This window comes from Aquimarina sp. MMG015, from assembly GCF_018100855.1.
Lineage (GTDB): Bacteria > Bacteroidota > Bacteroidia > Flavobacteriales > Flavobacteriaceae > Aquimarina > Aquimarina latercula.
This window is the reverse complement of sequence record NZ_JAGJEB010000001.1, coordinates 146,829-159,681: the sequence shown is the minus strand read 5'-3', so window position 1 is coordinate 159,681 and position 12,853 is coordinate 146,829. Positions and strand designations below refer to the sequence as shown.

At 32.5% G+C, this 12,853-nt stretch carries 15 protein-coding genes; 6 read left to right on the top strand and 9 right to left on the bottom strand.

All coding sequences use genetic code 11. The features are described from left to right. Positions 1-2 precede the first annotated feature (2 nt). Genes J8L88_RS00750 through J8L88_RS00740 form a run of 3 tightly spaced genes read left to right on the top strand, consistent with a single transcriptional unit; the run spans position 3 to position 2,783 of the window. Positions 3-776 (top strand): DUF4292 domain-containing protein, encoded by a 774-nt coding sequence (locus J8L88_RS00750; RefSeq protein ID WP_108802714.1) that lies wholly within the window; start codon positions 3-5, stop codon positions 774-776. Continuing rightward, the gene (locus tag J8L88_RS00745; protein ID WP_211059682.1) at positions 773-2,002 is read left to right on the top strand and encodes a murein hydrolase activator EnvC; all 1,230 of its coding nucleotides are present in this window, start codon (positions 773-775) and stop codon (positions 2,000-2,002) included. Before J8L88_RS00750 ends, J8L88_RS00745 begins: the two co-directional genes overlap by 4 nt. 7 nt (positions 2,003-2,009) lie before the next feature. Next, positions 2,010-2,783 carry a sulfite exporter TauE/SafE family protein gene (locus J8L88_RS00740; RefSeq protein ID WP_027394403.1) on the top strand — a complete coding sequence of 258 codons (774 nt, stop codon included), beginning with the start codon at positions 2,010-2,012 and terminating at the stop codon, positions 2,781-2,783. Between the two features lie 4 nt (positions 2,784-2,787). On the opposite strand, the gene J8L88_RS00735 is transcribed toward J8L88_RS00740, so the two are convergent. Then, a complete protein-coding gene (locus J8L88_RS00735) occupies positions 2,788-3,297 on the bottom strand; it encodes an acyl-CoA thioesterase (protein ID WP_027394402.1) in 510 nt (169 codons plus the stop codon). A gap of 214 nt (positions 3,298-3,511) precedes the next feature. Further along, on the bottom strand, positions 3,512-4,546 hold the full coding sequence (locus J8L88_RS00730; RefSeq protein WP_211059681.1) for an SPOR domain-containing protein: 1,035 nt from the start codon (positions 4,544-4,546) through the stop codon (positions 3,512-3,514). Positions 4,547-4,753: 207 nt separating this feature from the next. Between J8L88_RS00730 and dprA the strand changes: the two genes are divergently transcribed. Next, the gene (dprA, locus tag J8L88_RS00725) at positions 4,754-5,857 is read left to right on the top strand and encodes a DNA-processing protein DprA (protein WP_211059680.1); all 1,104 of its coding nucleotides are present in this window, start codon (positions 4,754-4,756) and stop codon (positions 5,855-5,857) included. On the opposite strand, the gene J8L88_RS00720 is transcribed toward dprA, so the two are convergent. The 7 genes from J8L88_RS00720 to J8L88_RS00690 all read right to left on the bottom strand — a co-directional run bounded on the left by J8L88_RS00720 (position 5,858) and on the right by J8L88_RS00690 (position 11,210). Beyond that, positions 5,858-6,571: an SGNH/GDSL hydrolase family protein gene (locus J8L88_RS00720; RefSeq protein WP_211059679.1), complete on the bottom strand. Its 714-nt coding sequence runs from the start codon at positions 6,569-6,571 to the stop codon at positions 5,858-5,860. Positions 6,572-6,629: 58 nt separating this feature from the next. Next, the gene (locus J8L88_RS00715) at positions 6,630-7,334 is read right to left on the bottom strand and encodes a DUF3667 domain-containing protein (protein WP_118388478.1); all 705 of its coding nucleotides are present in this window, start codon (positions 7,332-7,334) and stop codon (positions 6,630-6,632) included. A 39-nt stretch (positions 7,335-7,373) separates the two neighbouring features. Continuing rightward, a complete protein-coding gene (locus J8L88_RS00710) occupies positions 7,374-8,471 on the bottom strand; it encodes a glycoside hydrolase family 3 N-terminal domain-containing protein (RefSeq protein ID WP_211059678.1) in 1,098 nt (365 codons plus the stop codon). A gap of 29 nt (positions 8,472-8,500) precedes the next feature. Then, complete coding sequence (locus tag J8L88_RS00705) at positions 8,501-9,346, bottom strand: sulfurtransferase (RefSeq protein WP_211059677.1); 846 nt, start codon at positions 9,344-9,346, stop codon at positions 8,501-8,503. Between the two features lie 2 nt (positions 9,347-9,348). Then, a complete protein-coding gene (locus J8L88_RS00700; protein WP_108802724.1) occupies positions 9,349-9,804 on the bottom strand; it encodes a nuclear transport factor 2 family protein in 456 nt (151 codons plus the stop codon). 101 nt (positions 9,805-9,905) lie between these two features. Continuing rightward, positions 9,906-10,151 carry a VF530 family DNA-binding protein gene (locus tag J8L88_RS00695; RefSeq protein ID WP_211059676.1) on the bottom strand — a complete coding sequence of 82 codons (246 nt, stop codon included), beginning with the start codon at positions 10,149-10,151 and terminating at the stop codon, positions 9,906-9,908. A 63-nt stretch (positions 10,152-10,214) separates the two neighbouring features. Next, positions 10,215-11,210: an NAD(P)H-dependent glycerol-3-phosphate dehydrogenase gene (locus J8L88_RS00690; RefSeq protein ID WP_027394394.1), complete on the bottom strand. Its 996-nt coding sequence runs from the start codon at positions 11,208-11,210 to the stop codon at positions 10,215-10,217. Positions 11,211-11,424: 214 nt separating this feature from the next. Here J8L88_RS00690 and J8L88_RS00685 point away from each other — a divergent pair, with 214 nt between their 5' ends. Together J8L88_RS00685 and J8L88_RS00680 are read left to right on the top strand one after the other, a co-directional pair. Further along, entirely contained in the window at positions 11,425-12,348 is a 924-nt protein-coding gene (locus tag J8L88_RS00685) for a nicotinic acid mononucleotide adenyltransferase (protein ID WP_211059675.1), read from the top strand. A gap of 282 nt (positions 12,349-12,630) precedes the next feature. Next, positions 12,631-12,843, top strand: coding sequence for a hypothetical protein (locus J8L88_RS00680; protein WP_027394392.1), 213 nt, complete (start codon positions 12,631-12,633; stop codon positions 12,841-12,843). Positions 12,844-12,853 lie beyond the last annotated feature (10 nt).

Below are 12,853 nucleotides of genomic sequence, written 5' to 3'. Positions count from 1 at the left end.
TAATGAATAGAATATTTTATCTATTATGTATTTCGTTAGTTATACTTCAGTCTTGTAAGGGAACCAAAGCTATTTCAGGATCTAATATCAAAAAACTGAAAACCGAAAAAGTCATATCTAATCATTACGATAAAGCTTTTAACTTTTCTACAATCAATGCTAAGGTAAAAGTTAGATATAATGATGGGAAACAATCATTTAGCCCTAATGTAACAATACGTCTTGAAAAAGACAAGAAAATATGGGTCAGTGCTAAGCTTTTGGGAATAACTCTGGCAAAAGCTCTCATTACGCCTGATAAGGTGAGCTATTATGAAAAGATCAATAATACTTATTTTGAAGGTGATTTTGTGTTGTTAAGTAATTGGCTAGGGACTGATTTGGATTTTAATAAAGTACAACAATTATTGATTGGTCAAGCGCTTTTTGACCTAAGAGATGACAAGTATATTTCTTCAGTAGAAAATCAAAAATATAGACTTCAACCTAAAAAGGAGTTAGCGTTATTCGAGCGATTATTTATTTTAAATCCAGATAATTTTAAGATTTTTTCCCAACAGTTGAAACAACCAATAGAAAATAGAAACCTTCTTATTAACTATAATAGTTACCAAAAGGTAGGAAATCAAGATTTTCCGAAAGAAATCAGTGTTCTAGCTACAGAAGGTATTGCGAAAACTTCTATTATGATAGAATATCGTAGTGTTGATTACAATGCTAAGGTAAGTTTTCCGTTTAAAATACCATCAGGATACGAGCAAGTGACTATAGAATGAGGTTAAAACAGTGTATATATATCTTCGGGATGCTTTTAATGAGTATTCCTTCTTTTTCTCAAACTACCAAGCAGCAACAGCTTGAAGAGCAAAGACGCCGTCTTAAAGAGCAGATTGAACAGATGCGGGTATTGCTTGCTGACACAAAACTTAAAGAACGTTCCGTGTTAGATGAGGTAGAAACGTTAAGTTCTCAGATAAGTACTAGGCAAAACCTTATTAAGATTACCAATCAACAGGCAAATTTATTGACCAGAGAGATAAATAATAACCTGAAGAAAATGGAGTCGTATCGCGATGAGTTGAAAGCTTTAAAAGAAGATTATGCAAGAATGATTGTAAAGTCTTATAAAAGTAAATCTCAGCAAAGTAAGATTATGTTTTTACTGTCTTCAAGCGATTTTGCGCAGGCTTATAAGCGATTGCAATATATGAAGCAGTATAATGAGCATCGTAAAGAGCAGGCTGATCAAATACAGAGCCGTACCGAAGAATTACAAACATTAAATAAAGGCTTGTTAGAGCGAAAGAAAAATAAGCAGTTATTAGTTGAAGAAAATCGAGATGCTCAAGAACGCCTTAAAGAAGAAAAACAACAACAACAATCCTTGATGGCGTCTATTCGGAAAAAAGAAGGGACATATAAAAAAGAGATAAAGAAAAAACAAGAGCAGGCAAGCGCATTGGATAAAGCTATTCAAAAATTAATTCGCGAAGCTATTGCTAAAGCAAATAAGAAGGCTGGAAAGAAAGCTTCTAAGAAAGGATCGGCTACAACTTTTGCATTAACTCCAGAGGATAAGAAGTTGGCGGATAATTTTACTTCTAATAAAGGAAAATTTCCTTGGCCAGTAGGTACCGGTAAATTAACTAGGAAGTATGGTCGTCAACCACATCCAACGTTACCGAATATTCAGATTAATAGCAGTGGAGTAGAGTTAGAAACAAGACCTGGAGAAAAAGCTAGAGCGATTTTCGAAGGAGAAGTAATGGCAATTCAGAAATTAAAAGGTGCAGGTAGATTGGTTCACGTAAGACACGGTAACTATATCACAGTGTATTATAATCTGGAGAATATTTCTGTAAAGGAAGGTCAGAAATTGTTAACTAAACAGAGTATAGGAGAAGTACGTGTAAACCCAACCACTGGTCGCGCCATTATGAAATTCTTAATTTTTAAAGACACTAAAAAACTAAATCCACAATCTTGGATTTATAAAATGTAATGATAACATGGAAATAGTTATTATTTCGGTTGTAGCTTTTTTACTTTCAATACTTACCTTTTTTTCTGGATTCGGTCTAGGTACCATTTTGACACCAGTATTAATGATTTTTTTTCCTGTAGAAATAGCGATAGCGTTAACAGGTATTGTGCATTTCTTTAATAATGTTTTTAAATTAGTTCTGGTAGGAAGAAATGCAAATAAGTCGGTGTTACTAAGATTTGGAATTCCGGCTGTAATAGCTGCTTTTGCAGGTGCTTGGTTGTTGATACATATTCCTGATATACAACCACTTTTTACGTATACATTATTTGATAAAGAGTTTGAGGTATATCCGGTAAAGTTTATTATATCAATTTTATTGATAATTTTCGCGAGTATGGATTTGATACCATATTTCTCGAATCTAAAATTTGGCAAAGAGAAACTTCCTCTAGGAGGGGTTTTAAGTGGTTTTTTTGGAGGGCTTTCCGGTAATCAAGGAGCGCTAAGAACAGCTTTTCTTATTAAAGCGGGACTTTCTAAAGAAGCATTTATAGGAACTGCAGTGGTGGTTTCTACTTTTGTAGACTTTACTAGACTTAGTGTATATGCCACCAATGTATCAGAATCGGGTATTACAGAAAACCTTCCATTAGTTATCTGTGCAACATTATCGGCTATAGCTGGCGCATTTTTAGGGAATAAGTTATTGAAAAAAGTAACCTTAAAATTTCTTCAGATAGTTGTGGCTATTATGTTAATCCTAATCTCAATTGCATTAGGAGCTGGATTCCTTTAACAATCTAAGTAAACAGCGCTTTCAGTTCGGTAGCATCATTAGGTTTCATTTTACCTGCTAATACTAAACTAAGTTGTTTACGGCGCAGTGCAGCATCGTATCGTTGTTGTTCCAATTCAGTTTCTGGCTTGATCGGAGGAACAGAAACTGGTGATCCACTTTCGTTAACGGCAACAAAGGTGTATATGGCTTCGTTTGCTTTCGTTTTATCTCCTGTTTGGCGGTCTTCTATCCAAACATCTATTACTACCTCCATAGACGATTTAAATGCGCGAGAAACTTTTGCTTCTACGGTTACAACGCTTCCTAAAGGGATGGCTTTGCTAAATGCTACATGATTTACTGAGGCGGTTACTACAATTCTTCTAGAATGTCTTCCTGCAGCAATACCGGCAGCTCTATCCATACGAGCTAATAATTCACCTCCAAAAAGATTGTTAAGAGGATTAGTTTCTCCCGGTAAAACAAGATCAGTCAATATAGTTCTAGATTCTGAAGGATATCTGGATTCCATGAATTTTGGTAATTTTGGGCAAAGATAATCAGGTAAGATTAACTAACGACTATACTAATACAGAAAACTGATATTCAGCTGTCTTTGGTAAATTAATAAATATTCAATGCTTTTGCGAAAAATAAAAAGAAATCTACCTAGATTTCAAAATTTAATATAGAAAGTAACAAGACAATACCGTTGAGAGTGAAAATCAACTAAAAAACAATTGTTATTATTTTTGAACTAATAGCCAAGCACGACGATCTTGTTGTTTTTTTATTTTTTGTAATGCTTTAAGGGCCTCTAATCTATCCTCAAAAGTGTTATAGACAACTTGATGTAATCCATATTTGTTAATGCCAATTAATCGCGCATCAAACCCTTTTGATTTTAGCTTTTGCACCTTTTTATTGGCATTTCCTTTTATTCTAAATGCTCCAGCTACAATATGGTATTTTCCAGAAGTATTTACAACTTCAATATTTTTGTTTTCTGGGTTCTTAGCAGAAGCTGCATCCGCTTTAATGATGTTAAGATTAATAGCAGGTAAGGGACTTGTAATATCGAAAGTAGCTTCTTGGATTCTGTTTTGAATTTCCTCTTCCGCTTTTACTAACATGCGACCATTTTCTAAATTGGTCTGAGTATTAACTTGGTATAAGCCCAAAGAGCCTATGATAAGTCCAATTGCAGCAACAGCGGCATATTTTAAATAAGGGCGTTCTCTTCTTCTTTCAGGAGTGAATGCAATTGGTGTAACTTCTTCAATTGCTTCGACCTGCTCTTTGTAAGTTTCTCTGGTTACCTGAGGCATTACTACTTTTTTAGTAACTTTTTGTTCTTTTCTAAGAATTGAAGGAGATATAAAAGAGTTTAAGCCGAATGCTTCCGTTAAATAATTTGTATTCTGAGAAGGTTCAAATTGTAAAGTGTCTTCCACAGAAGTGTAAAAAGAACCTATTCCATCTAATTCAAGTCGTTTACCATTGGCCATCTTATTTCTAAGTGACAAAACATAACGCTGGATCTTAGCAACAGCATCAGTATAGGATATATTTTCTGAAGTTGCTATGTAATTGGCTAATAGACCATCATTGTTTTGTAGCTGGCTATTAAAAGAAATAATTTTTTGAGGAGGAAAAAAAGCATGGGTAGATTCCTGAATCATGGCAGGTTGTCGCTTTGTTAAAAAAGCACCAAATCCTGGTAAGATTACACATTCGTATCTATATAATAATTCACTTATGTATTTCGCTGTATGATTCATCGTCCCCCTATCTTAAAATCTTATTCAATATTTTCAGTTTAAACCATTTTAAAGATTATACGAATCTTGGTTAGCTTAACTTGAAGAATTAGTTGGTTATTTTGGTTAGTCAAAGGTAAAAAAAATAGGGTTTAATACTAAGTAGGTTCATTGATTTTATTAACAGTTTTGTTTTTTTTCGTTACTTGTGCTGACTTATAATAGTTTATGACTAAAGAAAAATTAATTGCCTTACTTACCTTAAAGAAAGTACCCAATCTTGGAGATAGTTCTATTAAGAAACTGATTAGAGAAATAGGCTCTGCAGAAGCAGTTTTGAAAGAAAAACCTGCTAATTTGTTAAAGATCGATGGTATTGGAACTATTAGAATTAAAGAAATACATAGTGCAAAGCATCGTAATGCCGCAGAGAATGAGTTGAAGTTTGTGGAGGACAACGATATCAACTATACTGTTTATGACGAAGTTGATTATCCAGAAAAATTGAAATATTGTATAGATGGTCCTGTAGTTTTATTTAGCAAAGGAAATATTGATTTAAAAAATAGAAGAATACTTAGTATTGTTGGCACTAGAAAAGTTACTAATTATGGAGTAAAATTTTGCGAAGAACTAATTGAAACGATTGTTCCTTTAAACCCCACAATAGTCTCGGGTTTTGCTTATGGTGTTGATATCACTGCTCACAGAGCAGCGGTAAGGCATCAATTGCAGACGATAGGATGTCTTGCTCATGGATTAAATCAGATATATCCAAAAGCACATAAAAAATATATGGCACAAATAGAGGAAAATGGTGGTTTCTTCACAGATTTTTGGAGTACAGATACTTTTGATCGAAAGAATTTTTTGGGACGTAATCGTATTATCGCGGGATTAAGCGAAGCAACAATAGTAATTGAAAGTGCAGATAAAGGCGGTTCTTTAGTAACAGCAGAAATAGCAAATTCTTATAATAGGGATGTGTTTGCAGTACCAGGAAGAGCTAGTGATTCACTTAGTGCAGGTTGTAATATGCTTATCAAAACACAACGAGCGCATATGTTAACTAATGCTGCGGATTTGATTTATATGCTCAATTGGGAATTGAAAGAAAAAGAACAACCTATTGTACAAAAACAACTTTTTGTGGAGTTAGAAGGTGATGAAAAAAGGATTTATGATTTTCTTAGCAAAAATGGAAAAGAATTACTGGACGTGATTGCATTACAATGTGAAATTCCGACGTTTAAAGTGGCTTCCGTTTTACTTAATCTTGAGCTAAAAGGAGTAATACGACCATTACCTGGAAAATTGTTTGAAATTATATGATTATTCAAGTATTTCTTTAACAACAGGTACTATTTTTTCTACCCATAAACTATATTGAAACGGACTTGGATGTAAATCATCTGCAACCAAAGCTCCTTCTGAGTCTCCGAGTTCTCTGGAGATTGGAGTAACATCAATAAACGCAATTTGTTGCTCGATACACTTTTGTTTTATGTAAGCATTATAGTTATCAATTTCTGATGCAATTATTTCACTATTATTAGAACCAAAAGGTGTTACACCATAATCAGGTATAGAAATAACAATTACGTGATCTTTGTCATTATTGGCAAGTGATATTGCTTTACTTAATAGTTCATTAAACTCTAATTCGAAGGTTGTAAAATCTACTCTTTGGAATTGATTATTTACGCCAATCATTAGAGAAACTAAATCACGACTTTGTAAACTACTTTCTTCCATAGCCGCTATAAGATTGGTTGTAGTCCACCCAGTTGTGGCAAAAATTTTCACATCATCAATTTTTTTAGAAGGTGTAGCAAAAGCATCCTTTAGTTGGAACGGCCAGGTCTGATCTTCTGTAACTCCCTCGCCAAATGTATAAGAGTCTCCCAATGCTAAAAAAGAGAATGTTTTAACTTCTTCAGTTTGATCTTCTTCTTCAATAATTTCTAAGGAAGAGGTATCATCTGATGAACACCCGAAAAAGAGCACAAAAACTATAAGAAGAATTGTATATACATTTTTATTCATGTAGTATGACTTTTGATCTAATTTAAGCATTTTTAAACTTTATGATTTTGTAAATCATCTATTTAGTTAGAAATACTATAATGAAAGGAATAATGTAGAAAAGTAGATAAGAAAAAAATACAGAAAAAATAGAAGCAACTATTGTTTCGAATCTCTCTCCTTTTTTTTGGAAAATCATAAAACTAAGCAATATGATATATATGAATACAATAGGATCAAAAACTATAGGAAATCTTAAAATAGTATAAGATAGCATACCAAGTAAAGTTACATGCCCTACTATAAAGCAGTTAATAGCAAGGTGTTCTAAAAAACTAAATGTTTTGAAAAACAACCTGGAAAATAAACTAAGAAATACAATATTAAGTAACCAAAAGAATTTTATATAAGTCCCAATAAATTTACCTGCTTCATAACTATTAGAATATAATTCTCCTTCGAAATTTTCAAATTTAGAAGTGTCTACCCAATGCATTTCAAATAAAGAAATTATTACTAAATTCAGAGAGGTAGCAATCAAGGCATAACTTACGGGATTAAAAACATTTTTTCGTTTTCCGTGAATGTAATTAAAAACTGTTTTTTTAGGAGATGTAGTTAAATACTGAAGATTGAATAACATTCCCTTATCTATATCCATGAATCTAGATACAAAATCATTAACCAGAAAAGAAAAGGTAATTTTTTCTACGGTACTTTTTTGTCCACATTCTGGGCAAAAGTTTCCTTTATAACTTGTTTCACAGTTTAAACAGTTGGTCAATTTTATAATGTTTAGTTTTTTTAAAGTAATTGTATCTGTTTAAATAACCCCTCCACAAACCTTTAAACGAAGTATCTTCTTAACGGATTGAACAACTTGTTTTTTATAAGCAGGGTTTGTTTTCATTTCAGAAAGAATTGCATTTATGGTGGCATTTTCGTTTTTAGGCATTAAAATTAGATCACAACCCGCTTTAGAAGCCAATAAAGGTGCGTTATTAAGAATAGTAACAGCTTTCATAATATTTAAAGCATCAGAAATTATAATTCCCTTAAACCCCATTTCTTCTTTTAGTAATCCTGTAATAATTTTTCTAGAACAGCTAGAAGGCAATCCATCAGTTCCATATTTCTCGTTATTTTGGATGGTTATGTGCGCAATCATAATGGATAATACACCATCTTCAATAATCTTTTTATAATTATCTACTTCCTGTAATGGACCATCAATATAAACACTTTGTTTATGCGTATCTCCTTTTACCAAACCATGACCAGGAAAATGTTTTGCAGTGGCGATGATTCCACCTGCTTGCGTACATTTTATAAATTGATTGGCCAAAGTAATTACTGCATTCTTATCGCTACCATAACTTCTGGATTTAATCGCTTCATTACTGGCACTTATGTCTAAAACAGGTGCGTAATTATGATGTACTCCAATTTCTCTAAGTTCTGTATTAATTGTATTAACTACTGCATCAGATTGTGCCTCGGTTTTTATATCAATTGTTTTTCCAACATCTTTTGCTCCTTTAATTCGACTGGCAAATAAACTGGGCTCTGCGTCCATGCTAAAAAGTAGAGGCAGTGTCTTATTTTTAGTAGAAATTGCATTTAAGGTGTTGATACTTTCTGTATGTGTTTTTTTACTTCCTTTAAGAAAGACCACTCCTCCGATGGCGTCATTTTCGGTCAATTTTTTCACTGTAGCCATAGGTTTTCCTAACTCTCCAGCTGATGATATGATCATTTGAGCTACTTGTTGTCTTTCTGAAAGTGTATTATAGATAGAGTCTACGGTATACTCCAATTCGGAATTGTAGGTGTAAAAATCCTGTAACCCGAATTTTTTAGATTGTGCATTGCTTTGAATAATAGATAAAACTGAAAGTAGTAATAATGAAAAATATCGCATAGGTAATGATTTGGGTTTTATTAAATAGATTAACAATGAATTGGAGCATCTTTTAATTGTCCCCATTCGCTCCAAGAACCATCATAAATCCACAAGTCAGTGTATCCAGCAAGATGAGCTGCTAATAAAATCACACAAGCAGTAATACCTGAACCGCAGCTAAAGATCAATTTTTTATTTTCAATTTCAAAATCATCCAATAGTCTTATTAGTTCTTTTGTTGGAAGCATTTTTCCATGCTGTAATACCTTTGTATAAGGCAAACTTAATGAGTTAGGAATGTGTCCGCCTTTTAGATCGTTTCTGGGTTCTGGATCAATTGCTTTAAATCGGCCAAAAGAACGTGCATCAAGGATCACGGATTTTGTACTGTTCATTTCAAATAAAATATTTTTAGCGTCAACAGTATATTTGGAATGATCGTTTATTTTAAAATTTCCTAATGGAAATTTGGTCGCAGACCCTTTGTTTTCAGTAGGTAGTTCGCTTTTTATCCATTCAGGTAATCCACCATTAAGTACTGCTACATTTTTATGACCTAAAGAGGTAAACATCCACCAGGCTCTTGGACTTGAGTATATACCTAAAGTATCATACACTACAATTTTTGAGTTAGTGTTGATACCTAATTTTCTACAATTTTTTTCAAAAAAATCAGAAGAAGGAAACATATTTGGTAAGTTCGAATCTTGATCAGAAAAGGATTTTTTGATATCAAAAAATCGAGCTTTTGGAATTTGTAATTCTTGATCAGATGCGACAGAAGAAGTCACTTTTTTAATACTTGCATCAAGAATAATAAGATCTGGGTGATCTAAATGCTTAAATACCCAATCTACTGAAACTATTGGTGATGGAAATTCTAAAGTATTCATTCTTAGGATGCTTGGAATTTATCAAGTAATTTATTTGTCTGTTGATGTAGTTTTTTCTTAAAAAAACTAGTTCCTCCAAGTAATTTTCCTTTCCAGCCAATTGCTTGCGAAGCCCATTTGTGTAGGTTAAAATGATCAGTATGTTTTATGATTTTACCATCTTTAAATTCGAACTCGGCATCGATACTATTATGAACAGACCTTCCTGTTTGACTAAAACTATACCAAGCCTCCCAGTGTGCAGAACCTTTTTGATCATCTGCTTCTACTTTAGAGAACTCTACTTTAAGATCTTTTCCATTTTTACAAAGCATTTGCCACATTTTTTTGGCTCTTTCACCTTTTAATTTTCCGAAACCAGGATCCTCAAAAACAATATCATCGTGATAACAAGAAATCATTTTCTCTGCATTTCCTTCGCTTAATCCAGTATAAAATTTTTCGATAAGTTCTTTCATATGTATAAAGTTACAAAGAAATATATACTAATAAGTGCATAAGGGTTTCTTATTGATATTTGAGAAATACACGCAAACATTGTGAAACCTTGTTTTTAACCTTATTTATTCATAGCATCTAACTCTAGATAAAGACGCTCAACTTTATCTCGTGCCCATTGTGTTTTTCTTAAAAACTTAAGACTAGATTTAATAGATGGATCATTTTTAAAACAATTGATAGAAATTTCATTAGCCAATGCTTCCCAACCATAATGGTCTACAAGCAATTCTAATATAGTTAACAACTTCATTCCGTGTAATGGGTTATTCGGTTGTTTTTTGATGGTTTTGTTTTGATTGTCCATTAATATGCTTATCGATAAATGCTTTTATTTTTTACCCAATTATTTAAATTTTAGATAGTATTATCAGTCCAACTTGTCCGCCAGCTTCTTGAATATTTTTTTGGGATTTTTGTTTTCATATAATATATCGTGTACTGCATCAATTATTGGAGTACGAGTACTACTGGTAGCATCCAGTTCATAAGCAGTTTTGGCAGCATAATATCCCTCTGCAACCATATTCATTTCCATTTGAGCACTTTTTACGGTATAGCCTTTACCAATCATATTACCAAACATGCGATTACGCGAAAAAATAGAATATCCAGTAACAAGTAGATCTCCTAGGTATGCCGAATCGTTAATATTACGTTTCATTTTATGAATTTTTTTAATAAAACGTTTCATTTCGCGAATAGCATTACTCATTAAAACACTTTGGAAATTATCTCCATATCCTAATCCATGGGCAATTCCTGCTGCTACAGAGTAAATATTTTTTAATACTGCAGCATACTCCGTACCAATAATATCATCACTTACTTTACATTTGATGTACTCACTACTTAGGTTTTTGGCAACGATTTTTGCTTTGTCTTCATCGTTAGATGCAATTGTTAGGTATGATAGGCGTTCGAGAGCGACTTCCTCTGCATGACAAGGACCTGTAATTACGCCGATATTATTAAAAGGAATATTATAAATATCATGGAAATGCTCTCCAACAATTAAACCTGTTTCGGGTACAATTCCTTTAATAGCAGAGAAAATAACTTTATGTTCTAAGGATGCAGTAAGCTTTTGCAATTCGGTATGTAAAAAAGCCGATGGTATCGCAAAAATTAAATAATCCGCATAGGTAACTGCTTCATTAATATCATTAGTAAGTTTAAGTTGATCCATCTTAAACTCTACAGAGCTTAAATAATTTGGATTGTGCTGTTGTCTTTTTAGGTGTTCTAAAGCATATACACTTCGCATATACCAGCCTACTTCATTTAGATTTTCGGTAAGCATTTTTACGATAGCAGTAGCCCAACTACCACCACCGATCACAGCAAATTTTAATTCTTTATCCATGTAAAATGATTGTGAGTTCAAAAATAAGGAAAATACAACTCAAAATAAACACTTGATAACCAGTTAAATGAGTTTTTGGCACACGTTTTGGTTTCTAGATTATGAAATGAGCCATTACAATATGTTGGTGCAAAACTAAATGTTCTATGGCGAATCCTATCTGACAATTGAAAAACAATAAAAAGAGCAGATAAAATTGAAAAACACTTAGCTTATGAAGACTTTAAAATTACTTTCGGCTTTTATGATTAGTTCAATGCTTCTAACTTCTTGTGTAACAGAAGTAGTAGTAGAAGATGATGTTTTTATTGAAGAACCTGCAATTACATTAAACGAACTATTAAATACATATGAAATCTGGTACGTGGATATAGAACGTACACAAGGTAATGGGGAAATTCCTTTTCTTCAGAAAGCGTTTACCGTTTCCTTTAAGAATGGAACCTTTTATGCTAATAATAACTTAGTAGGAATTGGGAGTAATGGAAATGGTTTTGGATTGGATGTTGGGTATTATAATACGTTTAGAATGGAGGTCGATATTAGTCATGATATTGATGGTGTATATAGTCTTGATGTCACTCAATATGGAAATAATGAAATTAGATTATATGATGGAGTTACTAATACTAGTTATTATCTAATAGGGTATCAAAGAAATACGTTTGATTATGATAGAGTGTTTTATGATAACATACATTACTTCTTACATGAATATGTTACTTGGGAAAAAGTGTATACAAGTGATTTTGGAGCACTAAATGAGTTTGATAACGAAAATTATTTACAATTTTTATATTATGGATTAGGTGATAATTTTAAAAGTTCTGAAGACGTTAATGTGTCTAATATCAATGATATATACTACGATTATAGTGGCTATTATGCGGTAGATGATGTGCCTAATAATTTCTATATGAAAAATTTAACACTTGATTACGATTATTTGGGCAATGAATATTTCGAGTTAACCGTTATAAATGATAGTAAGATAGAATTATTACATCCTGCTTCTGGAACAATTTATGAATTTGTGGGTAGAGGATACCTTCAATTTAAGAGTTCTAAAGATGGAAAACCATCTCAGAATGACAAAAGAAGATTAAAAAAAGCTGATTTTATGAAGCTTACAAAATAAAATAAGTCGCACTAGACGATATAAATTTTTTTGGTTGGTTATTTAGTTGGAAATCGCTCTACAAGAGAAATCTTGTCTGGGCGATTTCTTTTTAGTAGCAAGATATTTCAATTGATATAAGAACTAAAGAATATTCCCTTGTAACCTAGCGTGCTAAATAAATCATAAACACTTGATAATAAGTGCTCATTTTGATCAAAATGAGGATGTGTTCTGTTTAAAAACTATTGATTTGGTGTATTATTCCCTAACTTTAATAATTCAACAAATCAAATTAATCATATGCTTAAAAAAATCTTAAACATCGACAACAGCAAAAAATTGAGTAAGACGGAACAACAATCTATTCAAGGAGGAGGCTTTCCTTTTTTTGATGAATGTTGTGCGTGTGTTTTTAGACCAGGAAATAGCCCTTTCCCAATTTTAATTACACAATCTTGTTCTGATCCTTGTCCAATTGATGGGAGTACAGAATATGAAGAAACTGGTTGTTAAACTTTACAAA